General features: G+C 70.7%; 18 protein-coding genes. 11 read left to right on the forward strand and 7 right to left on the reverse strand.

The features are described 5' to 3' along the window. Positions 1-59 precede the first annotated feature (59 nt). From ACFWYW_RS12005 to ACFWYW_RS12030, 6 genes are read left to right on the forward strand one after another with little or no spacing between them, the layout of a single operon-like run. On the forward strand, positions 60-692 hold the full coding sequence (locus tag ACFWYW_RS12005; protein ID WP_379609749.1) for a class F sortase: 633 nt from the start codon (positions 60-62) through the stop codon (positions 690-692). Positions 693-735: 43 nt separating this feature from the next. Continuing rightward, positions 736-1545 carry a crotonase/enoyl-CoA hydratase family protein gene (locus ACFWYW_RS12010; protein ID WP_379609750.1) on the forward strand — a complete coding sequence of 270 codons (810 nt, stop codon included), beginning with the start codon at positions 736-738 and terminating at the stop codon, positions 1543-1545. A gap of 32 nt (positions 1546-1577) precedes the next feature. Beyond that, on the forward strand, positions 1578-1856 hold the full coding sequence (locus ACFWYW_RS12015; RefSeq protein ID WP_379609751.1) for a type II toxin-antitoxin system Phd/YefM family antitoxin: 279 nt from the start codon (positions 1578-1580) through the stop codon (positions 1854-1856). Beyond that, positions 1825-2253 (forward strand): type II toxin-antitoxin system VapC family toxin, encoded by a 429-nt coding sequence (locus ACFWYW_RS12020; RefSeq protein WP_379610110.1) that lies wholly within the window; start codon positions 1825-1827, stop codon positions 2251-2253. Before ACFWYW_RS12015 ends, ACFWYW_RS12020 begins: the two co-directional genes overlap by 32 nt. A gap of 12 nt (positions 2254-2265) precedes the next feature. After that, complete coding sequence (locus ACFWYW_RS12025; protein ID WP_379609752.1) at positions 2266-3171, forward strand: RNA polymerase subunit sigma-70; 906 nt, start codon at positions 2266-2268, stop codon at positions 3169-3171. Between the two features lie 38 nt (positions 3172-3209). Then, complete coding sequence (locus ACFWYW_RS12030; protein ID WP_379609753.1) at positions 3210-3611, forward strand: hypothetical protein; 402 nt, start codon at positions 3210-3212, stop codon at positions 3609-3611. On the opposite strand, the gene ACFWYW_RS12035 is transcribed toward ACFWYW_RS12030, so the two are convergent. Continuing rightward, on the reverse strand, positions 3598-4698 hold the full coding sequence (locus ACFWYW_RS12035; protein ID WP_379609754.1) for an NAD(P)H-dependent flavin oxidoreductase: 1101 nt from the start codon (positions 4696-4698) through the stop codon (positions 3598-3600). The two genes, ACFWYW_RS12030 and ACFWYW_RS12035, sit on opposite strands and share 14 nt — an antisense overlap. A 168-nt stretch (positions 4699-4866) precedes the next feature. Continuing rightward, positions 4867-5778, reverse strand: a complete 912-nt coding sequence (locus ACFWYW_RS12040) for a DUF3068 domain-containing protein (protein ID WP_379609755.1) — start codon at positions 5776-5778, stop codon at positions 4867-4869. A gap of 134 nt (positions 5779-5912) precedes the next feature. Between ACFWYW_RS12040 and ACFWYW_RS12045 the strand changes: the two genes are divergently transcribed. Beyond that, entirely contained in the window at positions 5913-6632 is a 720-nt protein-coding gene (locus ACFWYW_RS12045; RefSeq protein WP_379609756.1) for a class I SAM-dependent methyltransferase, read from the forward strand. Beyond that, the gene (locus ACFWYW_RS12050; RefSeq protein WP_379609757.1) at positions 6629-8242 is read left to right on the forward strand and encodes an acyltransferase family protein; all 1614 of its coding nucleotides are present in this window, start codon (positions 6629-6631) and stop codon (positions 8240-8242) included. Before ACFWYW_RS12045 ends, ACFWYW_RS12050 begins: the two co-directional genes overlap by 4 nt. Here the strand turns inward: ACFWYW_RS12050 and ACFWYW_RS12055 are convergent. The 4 genes from ACFWYW_RS12055 to ACFWYW_RS12070 are packed head-to-tail and all read right to left on the reverse strand — an operon-like array spanning position 8166 to position 14635. After that, positions 8166-12563 carry an alpha-(1->3)-arabinofuranosyltransferase family protein gene (locus ACFWYW_RS12055; RefSeq protein ID WP_379609758.1) on the reverse strand — a complete coding sequence of 1466 codons (4398 nt, stop codon included), beginning with the start codon at positions 12561-12563 and terminating at the stop codon, positions 8166-8168. The genes ACFWYW_RS12050 and ACFWYW_RS12055 overlap by 77 nt on opposite strands. Next, on the reverse strand, positions 12560-13690 hold the full coding sequence (locus ACFWYW_RS12060; RefSeq protein WP_379609759.1) for a glycosyltransferase family 4 protein: 1131 nt from the start codon (positions 13688-13690) through the stop codon (positions 12560-12562). The genes ACFWYW_RS12055 and ACFWYW_RS12060 overlap by 4 nt, the downstream gene beginning before the upstream one ends. After that, positions 13687-14490: a glycosyltransferase gene (locus tag ACFWYW_RS12065; RefSeq protein WP_379609760.1), complete on the reverse strand. Its 804-nt coding sequence runs from the start codon at positions 14488-14490 to the stop codon at positions 13687-13689. Before ACFWYW_RS12065 ends, ACFWYW_RS12060 begins: the two co-directional genes overlap by 4 nt. A gap of 10 nt (positions 14491-14500) precedes the next feature. After that, complete coding sequence (locus tag ACFWYW_RS12070) at positions 14501-14635, reverse strand: hypothetical protein (protein ID WP_281395023.1); 135 nt, start codon at positions 14633-14635, stop codon at positions 14501-14503. A 162-nt stretch (positions 14636-14797) separates the two neighbouring features. Between ACFWYW_RS12070 and ACFWYW_RS12075 the strand changes: the two genes are divergently transcribed. Further along, positions 14798-16825: a helicase-associated domain-containing protein gene (locus tag ACFWYW_RS12075; protein WP_379609761.1), complete on the forward strand. Its 2028-nt coding sequence runs from the start codon at positions 14798-14800 to the stop codon at positions 16823-16825. On the opposite strand, the gene ACFWYW_RS12080 is transcribed toward ACFWYW_RS12075, so the two are convergent. Continuing rightward, positions 16820-18343, reverse strand: a complete 1524-nt coding sequence (locus tag ACFWYW_RS12080) for a hypothetical protein (protein ID WP_379609762.1) — start codon at positions 18341-18343, stop codon at positions 16820-16822. The genes ACFWYW_RS12075 and ACFWYW_RS12080 overlap by 6 nt on opposite strands. A 73-nt stretch (positions 18344-18416) precedes the next feature. Here ACFWYW_RS12080 and ACFWYW_RS12085 point away from each other — a divergent pair, with 73 nt between their 5' ends. Beyond that, entirely contained in the window at positions 18417-20237 is a 1821-nt protein-coding gene (locus tag ACFWYW_RS12085; protein WP_379609763.1) for a hypothetical protein, read from the forward strand. A 51-nt stretch (positions 20238-20288) separates the two neighbouring features. Continuing rightward, positions 20289-21695, forward strand: coding sequence for a serine hydrolase (locus tag ACFWYW_RS12090; RefSeq protein WP_379609764.1), 1407 nt, complete (start codon positions 20289-20291; stop codon positions 21693-21695). The last annotated feature ends 19 nt before the right edge of the window (positions 21696-21714 follow it).

A 21714-nucleotide genomic window follows, 5' to 3' on the forward strand; every position in this document is an offset into this window, starting at 1 on the left:
GCCCGGCAGCACGCGGGCCGTACCCCTTCCTTCCTTCGTCGACCGATCGGGGAACAGTCATGATCAGGAGCACGCTGGTCCAGGCCGCGGCGGCCGTACTGGTGTTCTCCGGCGGCCTGGCGGTCGCCGGTTCGTTCAAGGGCGAGCCTCTGCCCGCGCAGGCGGCGGAGGCGGCGGCGCGCCCGGCCGCGGCACCGCAGCGGGCGCCGATGTTCGCCGAGGCGGACACTGCCATGAAGCGGTCGGAGCCGGTCAGCGTGTCGATCGGGAAGATCGGGGTGAAGGACGCGCCGATCGACCCGGTGGGGCTCAAGCCCGACCAGTCGGTGGAGGTGCCGCCGCTGGACCGGCCGGAGCTGGTGGGCTGGTACAAGCACCGGCCGACGCCGGGTGAGGACGGGCCGGCCGTACTGCTGGGGCATGTGGACGCGCACGGCAGGCCCGCGGTCTTCCACAAGGCCGGCACGCTCGGACAGGGCGACACGATCTCGGTGAAGCGGGCGGACGGCTCGGTGGCGGAGTTCGCGGTGGATTCGGTGGAGCGGGTGGACAAGGACGCCTTCCCCACCGAGAAGGTGTACGGCACGACGGAGGGGGCGGAGTTGCGGCTGGTGACCTGCGGTGGCGCGTTCGATCCCGCGACGGGCCACTACGAGGACAACGTCATCGTCTACGCGCACCTGACCGTGTAGCCTAGCAAGCGCTTGATACATCAGCGTCTCCGGAGGTTGCCCCGTGGAACTCCTGCCGATCAGCACCCCGCACTGCCGGATCGAACGCGACGGCCACGTCGTGATCGTCACCATGAACCGGCCGGAGGCCCGCAACGCGCTCTCCTCCGACATGTTGATCGGCCTGGCCTCGGCCTGGGCCTACGTCTCGGCCGAGCCCGGCGTACGGGTGGCGGTGCTGACCGGGGCCGAAGGGACGTTCTGCGCCGGAGCCGATCTCAAGGCGATGGGCCAGCCGTCCCAGGACCCGGACGTACAGGCCCGTGCCGCCCAGATCCCCAACTTCCACTGGAAGGGCCTGCTGCGGGAGGACCTGCCCACCAAGCCGATCGTCTGCGCGGCCGAGGGCTACGCCGTGGCGGGCGGTACCGAACTGCTCATCGGCACCGACCTGCGCGTCGTGGCCGAGTCGGCGACGCTGGGGTTGTTCGAGGCCAAGCGGGCGCTGTTCCCCATGGGCGGGGCGGCGATCCGGCTGCCGCGCCAGATCCCGTACTGCCACGCCATGGACCTCCTGCTCACCGGCCGCTCGGTGACCGCCGCCGAGGCGCTGTCGATGGGCCTGGTCAACCGCGTGGTCCCCGACGGCCGGGCGCTGGCCGTGGCCAGGGAGATCGCCGACGACATCGCCGGGTCGGGGCCGCTGGCCGTACAGGCGATCCTGCGGACCTACCGCGACACCCTGGGCCTGGCCGAGCCGGAAGCCTTGAAGGTCTCCGACGAGTACGGCTGGCCGGTCATCGGCTCCGAGGACGCCCGCGAGGGCTCCCGCGCCTTCAAGGAGAAGCGCCCCGCGACCTACCGGGGCGTGTAGCACATGGGGCTACACCTCGCTACGATGATGGCATGATGAAGGTCATCACTCAACGAGAGTTCCGCAACAACTCGGCCGCCGTCATGGATCAGGTCGAAGCAGGCGAGATCTTTCACATCACCCGTAACGGCGTCGAGATCGCCGAGTTGCGCCCCATCCCGCGCAGACGGCGCCTGAGCACCGAAGAACTCATCGCACGCCGCCGTCACATTCCGGAGGTCGACTACGCGGAAATGCGGCGGGAAGCCGACGAGTTCTTCGGCAACGAAGATCGTGTCGATGACGACCCATGGGACCGGCGACGTGGGTGATCGCCAACCCCAGGGGGTGATCGACACCTGTGTCGTCATAGACCTGGTCAAGATCCCCGTCGAGGACCTCCCGCGCATCTCGGAGATCACCACCATCACCCTCGCCGAGCTCCATCAAGGTGTGGTGATGGCGAAGACGGAGACCGCGCGTGCGGTCCGTATGGAGACGCTGGCGGCGGCGGCCGTTGACTTCGACCCGCTGCCGTTTGACGCCGAGGCCGCGGCTCGATACGGAACTCTGGTCGCTTTGACGGTCGCGGCCAAGCGCGACCCGCGGCCGAGGCGCCTGGACCTGATGATCGCTGCGGTGGCGTCCGTCCATGGCCTGCCCCTCTACACGCGCAACGCCGACGACTTCGTCGGCCTGGAAAGCCTGGTCACGGTCGTTCCCGTCTGAAAGGGTGGCGGGGTGGAGGAGGCGGAGCGGTATCGGCGTGAGCTGCACGTGCACTGCTATCGCATGCTCGGCTCCTACACCGAGGCCGAGGACGCCGTTCAGGAGACGATGCTGCGCGCCTGGCGCGGGGCCGGCACCTACGAGGGCCGCTCCACCTACCGCGCCTGGCTCTACAAGATCGCGACCAACGTCTGCCTCGACCTTCTCGCCAAGCGCAAGGACGTGGTGCTGTCGGAGGCGCCGTTGTCGGATGTGCCGTGGCTGGAGCCGTACCCCGACCAGCAGCTCCCGGAGGAGCTGGCCGTGGCGAGGGAGACCATCGAGCTGGCCTTTCTGGCGGTCATCCAGCATCTGCCCGCGCGCCAGCGCGCGGTGCTGGTCATGCGCGACGTGCTCGGCTGGCCCGCGGAGGAGACCGCCGAGGCGCTGGAGATGACGGTGCCGTCCGTCAAGAGCGCGCTCCAGCGCGGCCGGGCCACGCTCCGCAAGCATCTTCCCGAACGGCGCGGCGACTGGGCGGCCGCCACCGAGCCGAGCCCCGAGGAGCGGGTCGTTCTCAAGCGCTTCGTCGAGGCGTCGATGAAGGCGGACATGGGCACGCTGGCGACCTTGTTGCGCGAGGACGCGCTGCAGGCCATGCCGCCGGCGATGATGTTCTTCCCGGGACGCCAGGCGATCCTCGACATGTGGGCGCCGGTCATGGCGGGCCAGGAGGCGTGGGGCGAGTGGCGGGCGCGTACCACCACCGCGAACAGGATGCCCGCGGTGGCCAACTACGTGCGGCGGCCGGGCGAGGAGTTCTTCGGCGCGGTCAACCTCGACGTGCTGCGCATCGAGGACGGCCTGATCGCCGAGATCACCACGTTCGGGCCCGAGACGCTGCCCACGTTCGGACTGCCGGAAAGAATCTTCGGCTGAGACCGATTCCTTTCCGCGCGCCGCCCGGTCATACGGGCATGAACATTTACGACAGGCTCATCGGTACCTGGAAAGTCTCCGGCGGCACCACCGGCACGATCACCTACCGCTGGCTGGCAGGCCGCAACTTCCTCGTCCAGGACATCGCGATGGACAGCGAGACCGGCCCCGTCCTGGGCATGGAGGTCATCGGCCGGGAGATGCCGTTCGGCGCGGACAAGCCCGGCGACGAGGTCAAGTCCCGCTACTACGGCTCCGGCGGCGAGACCTACGACTACGTCTACGAACTCGAAGGCGACACGCTGACGATCTGGGGCGGCGAGAAGGGCTCGCCCGCCTACTACCAGGGCACGTTCAGCGCGGACGGCGACACCCTGACCGGCGCCTGGCACTACCCGGGCGGCGGCGGGTACGACTCGGTCTCGGTCAGGATTCCGTGATCCCGTCGAGCCGTTCGATCGCCTCGACGTACTCCTCGACCAGCCCGAACATCACCTCCTTGACCGGCCGGACCTGATTGGTGATGCCGATGATCTGACCCGCCGGGAACGTGGCCAGCTCGGCGGCGTCGGATCTCCCGATCCGCCGCAGCGCATCGGACACCAGCATGAACTGCAGCGGCATCGGCAACGTCCCCGGGGAGTCCGCGGCTTCCCAGGCGTCGGTCCACTCGTTCTTGAGCAGGCGCGCGGGCTTGCCCGTCCAACTGCGCGAACGGACGGTGTCGCGCGAGGTGGCTTCGAGGATGCGCGCCTTGGCCATGGCCGGGGTGTCGGCCTCCTCGACGGTGAGCCAGAGCGAGCCGGTCCACACGCCCTCCGCGCCCAGCGCCATCCCGGCCGCCATCTGGCGGCCGTTGCCGATGCCGCCCGCGGCCAGCACGGGAACGTCCACGGCATCCACGACCTGCGGGATCAGCACCATCGTAGAGATCTCCCCGGTGTGCCCGCCGGCCTCGGTGCCCTGGGCGACCACGACGTCGACGCCCACCTCCACCTGCTTGAGCGCGTGGCGGGGCGTGGAGGCCAGGGCGGCCACCTTGACGCCGTGCCGGTGCGCCAGCTCGACGACGTCGGCGGGCGGCGGCCCGAGCGCGTTGGCCAGTAGCGCGATCGGGTGCCGCAACGCCACCTCGACCTGCGGCCTGGCGGTGGCGTCCGTCCAGCCGAGCAGGACTCTGCCCGCGTCGGCCGACGACTCGGGGACGTCATGGCGCCGGAGCAGGTCCTCCACGAAGGCGCGGTGCCCCTCGGGGATCATCCCCTGGAGCTTGCCGACGAGTTCCTCGGGCGCGAAGTCCGCGCCCTCGTAGGAGGCGGGCATGACCACGTCCACGCCGTACGGCCTGCCGTCCACGTGGTCGTCGATCCATTTGAGCTCCATCTCGAGCTCTTCGGGCGTGAAGTAGAGGGCGCCGAGGACGCCCATGCCGCCTGCCCGGCTGACCGCGGCGACGACATCCCGGCAGTGGCTGAAGGCGAAGATCGGCAGTTCGATCCCGAACATCTCGGTGACACGGGTCCGCATGGCCTGACGTTAATCCCGACATCAGGTTAATTGCAACACGTTCTACTCTAGAACATCACGTCGGTACTGGCGGGTAACATCTTGCAAGAACGTGTTCTAACTACGCTTCGTGGTGAAAACGAAAGACCCGCCCCTGCCGCAGGGACGGGCCATTTCGGAAACCGGGTGTCAGCGCTCGGCGCGGCGGCCCACCAGGACACCCACGAGCACGAAGGCGACGCCGACGATCAGCAGCACCAGCGGGATGATGTTCTTCAGCAGGTTGATCTGGCTCTTGCTCTTCTGGGCGCTGGAGACCAGGTCGGCGACGGTCTGGTCGGTCATCTTCGCCGTGGCCACGAAGGCCAGCGAACGCTCGACGCCGTCCTGGGTCTTCAGCACCTCGTGGCGCTGCTGCTCCTGCTTGACCGGCGCGCCGGTGGCCGGCTCGATCCAGAAGGTGACCTTGCCGTCGTAGTAGCGGTCGACCTGGACGTCGCCCTCCTCGGTCATGCCGAGGACGGAGGCCGGGGCGGTCAGGGTCTCGGTCTTGGTGGAGGGGATCTGCTGCTCGAAGACGTAGACGGGCAGGCCGTTCACCGCCTCCTCGCGCACGAACGTGGCGTCGAAGGCCTTCTGCACGCTGGAGTTGAACACCTTGTAGGTCTTCTTCTCCACGCCGAACGGGAACTTGTAGATCTGGCCCTCAAGGGTGACCGGGGCCTTCTTGACGTTGACGGCGCAGCAGTTCACGCCGGCGCCGGTGTACTTGTCGAACGCGCTGCGGCGGTCCGACAGGTCGATCTGGGGACGCCTGTTGGTCACGTCGTTGACGACGGTGGCCTCGTCCCAGACGACCACGTCGTCCTTGGACTCCTTCACGTCGCCGCGGGTCGTGACGATGATGTCGAGGTCGGCGGTGAGGACCTTGAGGTCCTGCTTGGAGAAGTACTGCGCGCCCGTCGCCGTCAGCCGGGTGATGCCGAACTGGTTGGCCGGGGCGGCGATGATCTTTTCCGCCGCCCAGAACTTCACCAGCGGGGCTAATGCGATGAAGAACGCTCCGACCCCGATGAGAACAAGCGTGGAAATGCGACCCATCAACGGCTCCTAGAACGTGTTGTCGTATGACCCGGCGCTAGGGGACCAAAGTATGACAGTGAGTGACATGCGTCACCGGGCGGTATAGAGCCGCAACCAAATCGATAGAAACAGGTTCTAACGTGGGTTGGGTTATGGGAGACACTCCGGTACGCGCCGATCTCGCGCGGTCCTTACGGCTGTTCCGCGCCTTCCGCTCCGAGCAGAGCGACGGGGACGCCTACTACACGACGCTGGCCGCCGACACCGCCGCCCAGCTCGTGGGGTACGCGGACCTGGACGGCCGGACCGTGCTCGACGTGGGCGGCGGCCCCGGCTACTTCGCGCGGGAGTTCCGGCGCAGGGGCGCGCGCTGCGTCTGCGTCGACGTGAACGCGGGCGAACTGGCGGGCGGCGGGCTGCTGGGCAGCGCCATGGACCTGCCGTTCCGCGACGGCAGCGTGGACGTCTGCTTCTCCTCGAACGTGCTGGAGCACGTGCCGGACCCGTGGCGGATGGCCACCGAGATGGCCCGGGTGACTAGACCAGGCGGCCTGATCTTCCTCGCCTACACGAACTGGCTGTCGCCGTGGGGCGGGCACGAGACGTCGCCGTGGCACTACTTGGGTGGGGAGCTGGCCGCCCGGAAATACCACGAAAAACACGGCAGGCCGCCGAAAAATCGGTACAAGGAGAGTCTGTACCCCGTCTCGGTGGCCGCAGGCCTCCGCTGGGCCCGAACCGCCGCAGAGGTGGAGCTGGTGGACGCGATCCCCCGCTACCTGCCCTGGTGGTACCGCCCGATGCTGAAGGTCCCGATCGTCAGGGAGTTCGCAACGTGGAACCTGGTGCTCGTCCTGAGGAAACGCCCGTGAGAAAACCCCCCGAAGACAAACTCGTAGCCGGCACCCCACCCCCAACCCCCACCCCCACCCCCTCGGCCAACCAGCCACCACCCCCCGACACACCCCAACGCCCCGCCGAACCCACCAACCAATCGGCAGCCACCGGGGCAACCCTTGGCACCGCCCAGCCCACCAACCAGTCGGCAGGCGGCGGGAGGTTCGAGGGCCCCGCACCTACCAACCGGCCGGCAGGTAGCGGAGCACCACCCCACGCCGCCGAACCCACCGCGCAGCCGCCAGGTGCCTGGCCAGCTCACTACGCGGCCGAACCCACCAACCAGTCGACAGGCGGCGGGAGGTTCGAGGGCTCCGCACCTACCAACCGGCCGGCAGGCGGCGGGGCAGCTCTTGGCGCCTCCGAGCCCACCAACCAGTCGGCAGGCGGCGGAGCAACACCCCACGGCACCGAACCCACCAATCAGTCGGCAGGTGGGGGTGGGCGGGATGCGGCGTTGGATGGGATTCGGGGGTTGGCGGCGCTGGGGGTCTGGCTGTTGCATGTTGGGGGGAATACGGGGGTCATCTATCGGGATGGGATGTTCGCGTGGATGACCACGCGGCTCGGGATCGCGGTGCCGATCTTCTTTCTGCTTTCCGGGCTGCTGTTGTTTCGGCCCTGGGCCAAGGCTTTTGTTGAGGGGGGTCGGGCGCCTGGTACGCCGCGGTATCTGTGGCGGCGGCTTCTGCGGGTCTTTCCTGCCTACTGGCTGGTGACCGCGCTGGCGCTGTGGGCCTGGAGTTCGCTCGACGGGTACGGCTGGGCCACCTGGATGCTGATGCTCCAGAACTACACCGGCCAGGGTCAGGCACCTGACGGGCTCTACCAGATGTGGACCATGCCTATCGAGCTGGCCTTCTATCTGGCGTTGCCGCTTATCGCCTGGTGTCTGGGGGTTTGGGCGCGGCGGGGGAATCGGGCGGTGCGGTTGTTGGGGGGCATTGCCGTCCTGCCGGTGATCTCGATTGCCACGGTGGTGGCGGCGCATGTGTGGGATCAGCCGCAGCTGGCCTTGTGGTTGCCGCATCACCTGATCTACTTCGCCGCTGGGATGGCCATGGCTGTCCTGTCGGTGTGGATCAAGGAGTCTCGGGCGCTGGACTCACTGGCGCCGCAGTTGCTGGTGCTGGCGGTGCTGCTCTACGCGATGCTCAGTACGGAGCTGGCGGGGCCGCGTACGTTGACGTTGCCTTCGTTGTCGCAGTCGCTCTGGCGGATGATGCTGGAGACCGCGGTGGCGGTGCTGGTGGTGGCGCCGTTCGCGTTGGCGCCTCGTACCGACTCCTTGCGGCATCGGGTGCTGGGGAATCCCGTTTCGGCTTATCTGGGGCGGATCTCCTACAGCGTGTTCCTCTGGCATGCGCCGGTGATCACTTTGTATTACAAGGTGACGGACGCGGAGCCGTTCAATGGGAACTTCTGGCCTGTCGCGACCTTCACGCTGATCGGGACGCTGCTGATCAGTGCGGGGAGTTACCACCTCGTTGAGGAGAACGCCCTGCGGCTCAGCGGGCTGCGGCGGCGAGTTCCTGTTCCACCGCCGGAACCTCCGGCTCGGGAACCGTCCGGGGCGGCACGGTGACCAGCGCCCCGAACAGCGCTCCCATGGCCGCGCAGGCGATCAGCTGAGCCACCTGGTCGGCCAGGACCGGCAGATCCAGCCGGATCCCGGCCGCCACGGCCGCCGCCGCGAGCACGAACAGCACCGCTCCCAGCCACGGCGACGCCACCATCCCCGCGATCCGCCCGCCCCTACGGTCCGCGGGCGCCTCGGGTACGCCTCCCGGCGCCTGTCCAGGAACCACACCTTCGGAACCAGCGCCGGGCAAGGACGCGGAGACGGAGACGACGGCCGGACCACGCGAAGGCACAGACGCCGCTGTGGCCGGAGATGCCGGGACGGGCATGTGCTCGTGGCCGGGCAATGGCGCGGAAGTGCGGGCCTGCGCAGACGAGAGGGCGCCGCGGTGGGTGGGCGTGGCGGAGTCGCCGTGGGAGGGCGCGGGAGTGTGGCTGTGCGGGGGCGCTGGTGTGCCCGTGGGTGTGGGGGTGTGGGAAGGCCTGGGGGTGCGGGGCTGGGTGGGGTGGAGGCGGGTTAGGAGGACCAGGGCGGTTGTCGCCAGGACGGCCGCCATGCCGGGCCAGCTCGCCACCCACCCGCCGAACGCGAGCCCCAGCACGATCACGTACGGCACCCGCCACCGATCCAGCCGAGACCGGTGAGCGGGCGCGGTCTGCAGGACATGCTCAGGACGTGGCCCACGCATGACGAGGGCCAGCAAGGCGAGCCCCGCGATGCCCGCCAGCCCGGCCGCCAGTGCCAGCCAGTAGGTCCGGTCAGGCCGGTACTCCAGGCGGACGGTCCCGGTGGTGCCGGCGGGCAGTTCCCAGGCCTGTTTCCAGCCGTCGATCCGCACCGGCCGCAGCGTCTGGCCGTCGAGTTCGGCCCGCCATCCCTCGTTGAAGTTCTCGTTGACGATGAGGAAGGAGTCCTTGGGCGCGGTGACGCGTACCTCGCGCAGGGACGGCGTCCAGGTGCCCTGGACGGCGGCGCCGGCGACGGCGGGTGAGCCGGGCTGGAGCGAGCCGACCATCAGGCTGGACACCGCCCATGGCTCCCAGCCGGGGATTCTGACCCGGTTGGCGCCCGCGGAGATCGCGGCCTTGGCGCAGCTGACGAAGCGGACGGGGCGCTGTTCCAGCAGGTCGGCGTAGGTGCCGCTGACCTTGGTCCGGACCTGCTTGCCGTTCAGCTGAAGGGTGGGGCCCTGCCCGCAGCCCAGGCGGAACGGGATGCCCTCGGGGCGGCTGGCCGGGGTCACTCCGGGGATGATCAGCTCGGTCACCTGGAGGCGGCGGGAGGCGGCGGAGAAGCGGAGTTTGAGCGTGCGGGTGGTCATGGGCTTGAAGACCAGGTTGCCGCCGGCGTCGACGCGGGCGCCGCGGGTGACGCCCTTGTCGCCGGTGACGATGACGTCCAGGGGTTGCTTGTCGCCGCCCGGCCGGGCGATCTGGATGCGGGAGATCGTCTTCGGCTTCTTCCAGCCGATGGTCAGGGCGGGTTCGGCGTCGGGGCCGGCGGGGATCCAGGTGGTGCCGGCATCGGCGTCGAAGGCGGATCGGGGGGCGACGACCGGGTCCTTGCTGACCTGGGAGGTGCCCTTGATGGACGGGAGGTCGTCGGTCAGGCGGGTGTAGCGGTCGACGAGCGCGGGGTCGCGCAGGACGGCGAAGCCGCTCAGCCCGTTCTTGGCGTCCTCGGCGGCGGTGAAGGTGCGGTCGAAACCGGCCCCCTCCTCGCCGGGGCGTTCCAGGAGGGGGTTGCAGACCCAGCGGGCCTGGTTGCGCATGCAGCGGGGGCGCTCGTCGACGCCGCGGTCCATGACGTAGACGTCGCCGGTGGCCTGCGGCAGCCGGATGGTACGGCCGGGCATCAGGCCCGGGATGGCGATCTCGCTGATGCCGACCCGCTCGACGAAGTTCCAGGAGCGGCTCGTGGTGGCGACGACCTTGATGCGTACCCAGCCGGTGGTGCCGGACGGGACACGCAGGCTCTGCGGGCTGTTGGTCTGCTGGACGTCCTGGACGATCCGCCCGTTCTCGGTCTCCACGGCCACGGTCTTGATGGACTGGCCGAGCAGCACGTTGTTGGTGAAGGTGACCTTCATGCCGGGCAGCGTGCGTTCGGCGGGGAAGTCGAGGCGCAGCCACTCGCCCGCGGGCGGTTTCCAGCCGCTGGTCTCCCAGTTGGTCTCGTAGTCGCCGTCCAGGGCGGCCCACGGGCTGCGTCCCGAACTGCTGATGCCGGGTACGGCACCGGCGTCGGCGGCCGAGGATGAGGCGGTCACGGCGGAGACGCCCTCGTACTCGGCGGTGGCGGTGTCGTCCAGCCAGCCGTCTTCGAGCAGGTCGAGTGCGCGTACGCCGGTGAAGTCCTCGCGGTGGTCGGCGGTGAGCGTCTGGGTCCAGTTGGAGCGGATCTCGCCGAAGTGGCGTTCGCGCAGCCGTAGCGCGTCGCTGACCACGGTCGGCGCCTCGCGGGTGCCGGCGTCGCCGTTGACCAGGACGGGCGAGTCCCCCAGCAGGCCGAGGTCGCCCATGGACAGCAAGGAATCCGGCCCACCGCGTACGGCCAGCGCGTCCCCGGCCGGTAGCACGCCGACCGCACCCGAACTGCCCGACACCTCGTACAGGTCCAGGGCGGGGAAGGGCCAATCGACGGAGTTCTCGGCGTCGTCGGTCTTGGTGTCGCCGACCTCGCCGCCGAACGACTGCAGCCGGGTGATGCCGGGTGACTCGCGCAGCGCCTCGTAGATCCTGGAGGGGTAGGCGCCGGCGATGGCGGCCCGGTTCAGGTCGTTGCGGACGAGCAGGTAGCGCACGCCCATGCGGCGCAGGACCTCGGTGAGGCCGGGCGAGCCGTGCCCGGCGGCGAAGCGCTGGTCGACGGCGTCGAGCAGCCGGCTGAGCCCGATCGAGCCGGCCGCGGTCACCTGCCTGGTCGTCCAGCGGGCGGCGAACATGGGCTGCATGGGGTCGTCCATGGGCCGGCCCCACAGGTACTCGCCGAACTTGGCGCCGGGTACGACCAGGACGCCTTCGCCGCCGGCGTTCTCGTTGACCCAGGCGGCGGCCTGGCGCCAGTAGAGCGGGACCTCCTTGAAGTGCCCGGGAGCGCCCAGGCCCACGTTGAACACGGGCAGCACCAGGCAGGCGAAGGCGGTCGCGGCCACGGCCTTGACCGGCAGGCGAACCTTGACGAGCAGGTGGGCCAGGCCGAGGGCGAGCGGCAGCCGTACCAGAGGATCGAATTTGCGCAGGTTGCGCAGCGGGGCCAGCGGACCGTCGAGCAGCCAGCGCACGGGCTCGGCGACGACGGGCTCCAGCGCGCTCATGTGGCCCGCGGTCAGCGCGGTCACGCCGACGAGGAAGAGCCCGATCACGAAGCCGCGCGCGGGCAGGTCGCGGTGGGCGAGCCCGGCCAGGCCGAGCGCGGCGAGCACGCCGGTCACGACGATCATGAGCGCGGAGGTCGCGATGGCGAAGCTCGCGGGCTGGGCGTCCACGCCGTTGACGGTCAGGTAACGCACCCAGTCGGAGGCGCCGCGCAGCACGTTGGTCAGCGAGGTGACCTGGGTGGTGGCGGTGGAGGTCTCGGTGTAGGGCAGGAAGGAGAACGCGTACCGGCCCACGAGCAGCAGCGGCAGCCACCAGAACAGCGTGGCCACGCCCACCGCGCCGCTCCACCAGGCCAGCATGCGCCAGCGCGGGACGGCTTTGGGCCTGGTCAGGATGTAGAGCACCGGGGCGATGAGCACGGCGAGCACGGCGACGGCGTTGACGCCGCCGCAGAGGGCGACGGCCAGACCCGATCTGATCGCCGCCCTGGCCCGCTGGCCGGTCTCGGCGGCGGTCAGCAGCGGGAGCAGGATCCACGGCAGCATCGCGGCGGGCAGCCACTCGGCGGAGATCTCGCCGATGATCGACAGCACCCGGGGCGCGAGCGCGTACGCCAGCGCGCCGGCGACGCGGGTGCCGGGGTTGCCGATGCCGAACTGCCTGGCCAGCCGTTCCACGCCGAGGAACGCGACGCACATGAGCAACGTCAGCCAGAGCCGCTGGGTGATCCAGGGGTCCAGGCCGAGCAGCTCGCCGAGGGCGAAGAACGGGCCCATGGGGAAGAGGTAGCCGGCGACCTGGTTCTGGAGCTGGCCGAAGTGCTGGAGGTCCCAGAGGTGGGCCAGGCGTTCCAGCCAGCCGACCGGGTTGAGCGCGAGGTCGATCTTGGTGTCCGCGATGATGTCGCCGGGACTGGTGGTGAACGCCAGGACGGCGAAGCCGAGGCAGCAGATCGCCAGCCAGAGCCGGTGCCTGGCCCGCCCGCTGACCGGGGTGTCGTTCACGACGGCTCCCAACCGAAGACCCGCATCGGCGCGACCGGACGGCCCAGGGCCAGCTCTGCCAGCCGTTCGGCGCTGTTGTCCCAGCGGAACCTCGACGCCCAGCCACGGCAGCTCGCGCTCTGGGCGCCGTCGAGCTCGTCGAGCGCGGCGGCGATGCCCTTGGCCAGGTCGGCGCCCTCGGACACGAGCCAGCCGGTCTCGCCGTGGCGGATGGCGTCCCTGAGCCCGTCCACGTCGAAGGCGACCGTGGGCACGCCGAGCGCGGCGGCCTCCAGCACGCACAGTCCCCAGCCCTCGCCTTGGGAGGCGTTGACCTGCAGCCAGGCGGTCGAGATGAGCCGCTCCTTCTCGTCCTCGGACACGTAGCCGTGCATGGTCACGCCTTCCGGCAGCCGCGCGCGCAGCCGTTCCTCCTCGGGGCCGCGGCCGACGATGTCCACGGTCAGCTCTGGCCAGCGCTCGCGCAGCTCGGGCACGGCGTCGAGCAGCAGGTCGACGCGCTTGTGCGCGACGAGCCTGCCCACGCAGACGAGCTTGGGCGTACGGCTGCGCGCCGCCCGGTGATCCGTGCCCGGTTCGACGCCGTTCGGGACGATGTCGATCGGGCCATGCCAGCCGAGCCGTACGCGCATCGCCGCCACCGTCGAGGGGGAGACCGCGACGCTGCGCCGCCTGCGGTAGGTCCAGCGCGAGGCCGGGCCCTCCAGGAAGCGGCCCAGCACGGCCAGCCACCGCGGCAGGTGCACGTCGAACTGCCGGTCGTGCACGTGGTGCACGACGCAGATCACTCTGGTACGGCGGTGCAGCACCCACGGCGTGAAGAACGGGATGCCGTTCTGGCAGTCGAGCACCACGTCGAACCTGTTCCTGCGGCGCAGCAGCCAGGCCAGCACCAGCGGGTAGACGGTGAACAGGCCGCCCATCCTGGCCAGCCGTACCCCGTCGACGGTCTGGTGGCGGGCCTGGCCGGGCGCGCGCGCCGTCACGAAGCGCACCCGCGCGCCCGCGCGGGCGAAGCGCCTGGCCATCTGCCAGGCGTACGTCTCGGCGCCGCCGGCGGCCGGGTGCCACGGATCCCGCCAGTTGACGACGGCGACGCGTAGTCCTTCGAGTTCGGACGGGATCACGAATATCCGACGGGGTCGGGCGCGTGTTCCCACGCCGGGCGTACGACGCCGCGTGACTCGGCGCGCAGCCGCAGCCAGATCCCGCCGAGTTCCAGCAGGATCCCGGCGCTGTGCCGGGCCGGGGAGAAGCGCGATCCCGGCATGTCGTGCCACTGGATGGGGATCTCCATCGCCGCGGAGCCCAGCGCCGCGCAGCGGGCGAGGAACTCCACGTCGAAGGCGAACCCGGGCGTGCGCATGCGTCCGGCCACCTCGCGGGCGAGCCGGCCGTCGAAGAACTTGAAGCCGCACTGCGTGTCGCTCACCCCGCGGACGAGACGGGAGGCGAGCGCGCGGAAGCCCACGGCGCCCAGTTCGCGCACACGGCTGTGGCGGTTCTCGACCTCGGAGAAGGTGTGCGCCCGCGAGCCGATGACCACGCGCTCCCCGGAGAGCAGCAGACCGACGGCCACGTCGACCGCGTCGAGGTCGGTGGCCATGTCGGCGTCGCAGAACCCGACCAGCGGGGCCCGCGTCTCCAGAAGTCCCGCCCGCACCGCGGCGCCCTTGCCGGGGACGGGGCAGGCGATCAGGCGGACCGGAACCTCGCCTTCCGGCCACGTCTTGACGATCTCGGCTGTGGTGTCCGTGCTGTTGTTGTCGACGACGATGACGGCGGCCGGGAACGGCATTTGGGCAAGCTTCGCGCACAGCTGCAGGAGGCCCCCGGGGAGTCGTCGTTCCTCGTTGTAGGCCGGGACGACGATCTCAAGCAGTGGTGTACGGCTTACCCGCGCGTCCCCTCGGCGGGACGGCGGCATGACGTGCGGCTTACCGGTCGCCGTAGTTGTAAAGCGGCCTGTTGACAGGCGTCGCGGTAGAACCCGTGAGCGAGACGGTTGTCACCGTCGTCACCAGAGCGGCCACGGCGATGCCGATGATCGCTGCTAAGAGGATCTTGATCACGGGGGGTTCCTCCTCTTGCGGGCTGTGATGTGGGGGCCGTCACAAACCTAGAACCAATTCTAGCTACTCGGAAGTAGCTAGACGGAATCTTAATATTCCGGACTTGTCCACCAGGGGTGTCAACCTGACCCGTAAACCCGGCGACGCCACTACCCTTGACGGGTGGATGTCCAGGCCTGCACGCTGCCGGAGTACCAGATCCTCGCCGCGATCTCCTGGGCGGCCGCCGAACGCCACGGCCCGCTTCCGCCGGCTTCCTGGTGGCGCGGCGCCCGGCCGGTGCCCGAGGCGGACGTACTACGGATGTTCGAGCCCGCCGCGCTCCGGGCCGTCAAGGCGCAGCTGACCTCGCTGGCGGAGCGGAAGCTGCTTCATCGAAGCGCGGGCGAGCTGGATCTCCCGGCCGAGGTGCGGGCCCCCGTCTCCGGCGGTCTCAAACTCGGCCGCCCGGCGGCCGACCTGATCGACGCGTACTTCAACGCCGCCGAGGTGCATCAGGTCGCGGCCGGCCTCGGGTTCGCCAAGGCGGCCAACAGGACCGCCGCCCGAAACGAGATCGTCGCGACCCTCACGGAGCCGTCACTGCTCGGCGGCGTTCTCGCGCTCGCCCCGCCGGACGCCGCCGAACTGCTGGAGACGCTCGCGTTCCAGGGCCCCTATCTGGGCACTCACGTCTTCGTCGCGACAAGTCCCTACGGCCACACCAAGTACACCTTCCGCGACGGAGGCGGGGGTGATCCGGCGACCGACTGGCTGGCCGCCCGCGGACTCGTCCTGCCCTCCGGTCAGCACGATCTCGCCGAGTTGCCCGCCGAGGTGGCGATGGCGGTCCGCGGCGACCGGCTCGCCCCCTTCGATCCGCTGCCGCCCGCGCCCCCGCCGGACTCGCCCGCCGTCACCGGGGTACGCGCGGCGGCCCAGGCACAGGCCACCGCCTTCGCCGGGCAACTGGAGCGCGTGCTCGGCGCGTGCGCCGCGACCCCGCTGACCATACGGAAGAACGGCGGCGTCGCCGTCCGCGACACCAAACGGGTGGCCAAGTCTCTCGGCCTGGATGAGGAGATCGTCAGATTCTGCGTTGACCTGTGCTTCGCCGCCGATCTGCTCGGCGGCATCGCCGATCCGGTCGAGAAGCCTCCCGGGCGGCGGCGGGCGCCCGCCCCGGCGCCCACTGTGCGCGTCGTGCCGACCGCCGCCTACGATGAGTGGCTCGGCCGTACCCCCGCGGGGCGACTGCTCCCGGCGATCACGGCCTGGGCCACGGTGCCCGGCCTGCTCACCTGGTGGCCCGATGGCGAGGAGGCCCCGGTGGCGATCGCCTTCGTACACGATCCGGCCGCGCCCGACCTGCGCCTCGCGATGCTCGAAGCGCTGGCCGTGATCCCCGGCGGCCACGGCCTCGACGAGCGGCGGGACATGGCCTACCTGCTTGAGGCGGTGAGCTGGCACCGTCCCTTCCTCGTGGACGGCTCGCCCGAGAGCCTGTCCCAGATGGCCTCGGTGATGAACGAGGCGGAGCACCTCGGCGTCACCGCGCACGGCGCGCTCACCGACCTCGGCCGGGCGGCCCTTGAGCTGCTCCGCTCCGGCGCCGCGTACCCGCAGGTCCTGAGCGAACCGCCGCCCGCCCTGGCCTCGGCGCTGGCCGAGCTGCTGCCCGCCCCCGCGACGACCGCACGTTTCCAGGCCGACCTGACCGCCGTCGTCTCCGGCCCGCCGGAGGCCTCGCTGGCCGAGTTGCTCGGGTCCGCCGCCACGCGCGAATCCGAGGGGCACGCGGTCGTATGGCGGTTCAGCGCCGCGTCGGTGCGCCGCGCGCTCGACGCGGGAACCGGCCCGGACGAGCTGCTCGCGTCGCTGGCCGCCGTCGCCCGGGGGGAGCTACCCCAGCCGCTGGTCTACCTGATCAACAACGTCGGCCGGACACACGGCCGGATGAGAGTGGTGCGCTCGGGCTGCTGCGTCCGTTCGGACGACGAGGCGCTGCTGGCCGAGCTCGCCGCCGCCCGTTCCCTGCGCCGGCTCGGGCTGCGGCGGATCGCCCCCACCGTCCTCATCAGCGCCGGTTCGGAGCGGGAGACCCTGGAGGCCTTGCGGGCGGCGGGCTACACCCCGGCGCTGGAGGCCGAGACCGGAGCCACCGTGCTGGAGCTGGACGCTGTCACCCGGGCGCCCAGACGCTTCTCATAGCTCCAGGGCGTAGAGCCGCAGTTCCGGGCGGTCCATGAGCAGCCGGGCGCCCGGAAGATCCGCGCTTCCGGAATCCACCACCACGTACCGGATGCCCTCCTCGGCCAGCCGCCGCGGGTCGCCCAGCACCGCGGCGACCCGCTTGGCCCGCGCGTCCTCGGTGCCGACCACCAGATCACCGACCCTGACGGAGTCGTTGACGATCACCTCGCGGCCCGGGGTGGCGAAGAACCGCTGCGCCGGGTCGAGCACCGCCCGGTCACCGTTCCACGGAAAGCGCCGGTAGGACTCGAACGGCAGCACCAGCACATCACCCTTCGCGGGGTCCCGGCCGATGATCTCGCGCGCCTCCACCCAGCTCAGCGGGTACGGCACCGCCGCCAGCGCACCCGACGCCCCCCACGCCAGCGTCGGCACCACGGCCAGCGGCACCAACGCCAGGGCGACGGCCCAGCGCGAGGCCACCCGGGCGGTGAGCATGCCCAGGCCGACGGCGGCCAGGAGGGCCAGCGGGGCGAGGTACTGCTGGGCGTCACGCAGCACCGCGAACCCGCTCCAGACCCCGATGAGCCACTTGAGCAGGTCCCTGCCCGGCTCGGTGACCCCGAGGCAGGCGATCAGGAACCCCGCACCGGCCGCCACCGCCAGCCCCGGCCCGAACTGCGGCTTCGTGTCCTTGAGCGCCAGCCAGAAGCCAGCGATGCCCGCCAGGACCAGCGCCAGCCGGGCCGCGGCGGTGACCGGCTGGTCGAAGCCCGCGGGGACGGCCCAGGCGTTCCAGACGCCGCCCAGCGACAGCAGGCTGACGACGGTGCCGAACGGCCCGTCGGCGCGGGCGGCGAAGGCGTCCACGCCCACCGGGTCACCGGTCAGCCCGTCGGCCCGGGTCAGCGCGGTCACCAGCCAGGGCAGGCTGAACGCCACCAGCAACAACGCCACGCCTCCGGCCATCTTCCACCGCGCCGCCGTACCGGAAGTGCCGGAGAGCGCAAGAGGGAGGGCCGTGACGGCGGTGACGATCATCGCGGCGAACCCGCCCACGGCGGCGGGCAGCAGCGCGACGGCGGGCAACCGGCCACGGGCCAGCGCCAGCACCACCCAGGGCAGCCCCGCGTACCCGAGCAGCAACGCCCACTGCCCCATGAGCAGCCGCTCGGCCACGTAGGGGTTCCAGACGTAGAAGGCTCCCGCGACCAGCCGGGGCGCCAGGGCGGACCCGGGCACCAGCAGCGCGGCCCCGGAACAACCCAGGGCGAAGACGCCCAGCAGCACGAGCTTCTGCACCAGGTCCGCCGGCAGCACCTGGGCCAGCACCGTGATCACCAGGTCACTGGGCACCGCGCGGGGCGAGCCGCCCGCCAATCCGAAGGTGAACGGCGAGAACGCCGGGTCGGGGACGAAGACCATGTCCTGGATGAGGATGTACCCGGGAGCGAGTCCGGGGCCGAGGCAGAGGGCGCCCAGGCCGGTGCCGAGCAGGGCGGCCCACCACCCATAGCGCGACACCTGCGGAAACATTCCGATATAACACCACATCACAACCGGACAACGCCCATTCCATCAGGATCAACGGCGTCGTTAGCCTTCATGCGTGACGGCGGCGAGCGAGACCGTGGTGGAGCCCAGGCAGTGGCTGCGCGGCGACGGCGTGCTCGCGGCCGCGATGGTCATGGTCGCCGTCCAGCTCGTCTGGAAGTTCGACCTGGTCCGCAGGACCTACTTCAGGCAGGACGACTTCACCTTCATCGCCCGCGGCCTGGAGAACGACCTGACCTGGGACTATCTCATGCGCGCCGACTACGGGCACCTCATGCCCGGCCCGTTCGGCGCGCACTGGGCGATGGGCCGCCTCGGCGTCTACAACGACGTGCTGATGCACGTGGTCACCATCGTGCTCATGGGCGCGGCCGCGCTGGCCCTGCTGCGCCTGCTCTTCCTCCTGTACGGCTCCCGCCCCGCCATCCTGCTCCCCTTCGCCTTCTACCTGCTCACCCCGATGACGATCTCGTCGCTGTCCTGGTGGGCGGTGGTGATCGAGACCCTCCCGTTCCAGGTCGCCCTGCCGATGGCCCTGGGCGCGCACATCCTGTACGTACGCACGCGGCGCTTCCGCCACGCCCTGGCCGCCGCCGGCTGGACCGTCTTCGCGATGGTGTTCTTCGTCAAGGCCCCGTTCATCCCGGTCCTGGCCTTCGTGCTCACCGCGGGCTGGCTCGGCGGCATCAGGAAGTGGCAGTGGCCGGCCTGGGCCCTGTACGCCGCGATCGTGGCCGGGTACGCGGCGATCCTGTTCCCGGCCGTGTTCACCTCCGTGCAGCTCACCAACGACACGGTCCAGCCCAGCCTGCCTCCGCTCGCCGTGGCGGCGGCGTTCGCCTGGCGGTTGTTCTCCGGCTCTCTGGTGGCCTCCGCCCTGGGCGGCCCCTGGCGCTGGCACCCGATCGGCGACGACTACGCCATCGCCGCCACCCCCGACGCCGCCGTCTGGGCCGGGCTCGGCGCGGCCGCGCTGGTCGTGGCGCTGACCATCCGTTTCCGGCGGCGCGCGTGGCTGGCCTGGCTCATGCTGCTCGGGTACTTCCTGCTGGCCGACGTCATCCCCGTCATGATCGGCAGAATCGAGCAGCTCGGGCCCGATCTGGGCGGCTTCGAGCTGCGCTACATCGCGCCCACGGCCTCGCTGACGGCCGTCGTGGTGGCGCTGGCCTTCATCCCGCGCGAGGGCGAGCGCCCGCTGCGGATCGTGTGGATCCCGCTGGCCGCCGTCTTCGCCGCGGGTTCGATCTGGTCCATCACCCAGTACACGCGCCTGCCCCTCGGCGAGAACGTCAAGTCCTACATCGAGACCGGCCGCATCGCCCTGCGCAGGGCGCCCGCCGGCCTCGTCGTCCTGGACACCCACGTCCCCGCCAAGGTCGTCTACCCGATCTTCTTCTACGACTACGCGCTGGCCTCCAAGGTCCTCGGCCCGATCGCCGGCCGCCCGGTCACCTGGGTCCGGCAGCTCGACGGCCCGCTGCGCAACCTGATGACCTTCGACGAGCGCGGGCGGCTGCGCCCGGTCAACATCGAGGGACTGACCGTCCCGGCCGGAACCGCTTGCCGCCCGATCGGCCCCGCCCCGGAACGTTTCCGCCTCCCGCTCCCCCTGCCGCAGGGCGCCTGGACCGTGCAGGTCAGCTACCTCAACCCGCGCCCGGCCCGGCTGACCGTCGGCCTCGGCACCGGATCCGCCGACGCGCAGACGGGCAAGGACCTCGGCTGGACGTACGCCACGGTGAAGGGCGGCGGGCAGGAGCTGACCATCCGCTCCCCCGACGGCGCCCGCCCCTGCGTGGGCGAGATCAGGATCGGCGTGCCCATGCCCGCCAAGACCGGCAGCCCCATCCCCCTGCAGCCGGTCACCCCCTGACATTCCCGAATCGGCGCCGTCCACCAAGATCAGTAAATAAGATCAAGTCACATGTCATTCCTTCAGAAGAGCCGCCGAACCGCCGCGGGGGTCGCCGCCGGCACCCTCTTCCTGAGCCTCACCACGATGCCCGCGCAGGCCGCGGAGAGCGGGCACGTCGCCCGCTTCCTCCAGCAGGCCATGGACCGGGCACGCTTCCAGGAGGTGCTCGACCTGGCCCCGCCGGGTTCGTCCCAGGCACGGGTGCTCGCCTCCTCCGCCGAGGAGAAGGAGGCCACGCCGCCCGAGGACTACGCCCGCCTGTTCGCCTCGGCCGATCCCAAGCCGATCGCGCAGCAGCCGCAGCTCGACGTCACCGTCCTCGAACTCGACCGCCACGGCAGGCCGCTGTCGTCCGGCACCGTGCTGATGAGCCCGCAGCACCCGCGCGGCGTCGTGGTTCCCGTCGACAGAAACTTCCACACCGACGCCGTGCGCTGGCGCCAGTGGGACGACAACGGCTGGTACGCCAACCAGGGCAAGGGCACGATCGACATCGTCCCCGGCCGTGAGCAGGCGCCGATCGACTTCATGTCGCCCTACCCGGCCTCCGTGCTGAAGCTGATGGTCGCCTTCGGCGTGCTGCGCCTGGCCGACAAGGGCACCATCGCGCTGGCCGACACCTACGACTACCGTCCCACCGAGACCAGCTCCCTGTGCCAGGGCGACACCAGCAACACGGTCGCCAACTACCTGGAAGCCTCCCTCACCTCCTCCAACAACCCCGCCACCTGCGCGCTCGTCAAGCTCCTGCACGACAGGGGCGCCGTCGACGAGCTCAACCAGACCTTCCAGAGCCTCGGCCTGGAGACGCTGCAGTTCAAGAACACCAACCCGGCCACCGGCGGGCGCTGGTCGAACCCGGTCACCATGAGCTCGCTCGACACCGCCAAGCTGCTCGCCCTGGTCAACGGCCTGCCCGGCAGGGCGTGGACGACTCCGGGCGGCAAGCCGGTGACCGAGGCCGTGCTGAGCTCGTCCTCCCGCCAGGTGTTCAAGCGGCACCTCGCCGCCCAGGGCTGGAACGACATGCTCTCCTCGGCCAACCGGTGCGGCGGCGCGTACCCGGCCGCGGGCATCCCGCACGCCGTCGCGGAGCGCTGGATCGACGCCGACGGGACCATCACCGTCGCCGGCAACAAGTTCGGCCGTGACGTACGCCCCTGCAACGCCAAGGCGGAGGTGACCTACTCCCACAAGACCGGCTGGGTCGGCAACTCCGGCGCCGACGCCGGCATCGTCAGGTCGCTGCCCGGCAAGGACGGCCGGCACTACATCGTCGTCGCCCTGACCAACCTCGGCACCCAGTACGTGGACGCGCACCGTCCGCCCGCCGAGCCCGGCCTCTTCCCCGTGACCTACACGGAGAAGCTCGCGCGGCTCGGCCGCGCGGTGGACACCTACGAGTCGCGCCGCTGACCGCTCCGGGTACGGCCCG

The organism is Nonomuraea sp. NPDC059023 (assembly GCF_042740095.1).
Taxonomy (GTDB): Bacteria; Actinomycetota; Actinomycetes; order Streptosporangiales; family Streptosporangiaceae; genus Nonomuraea.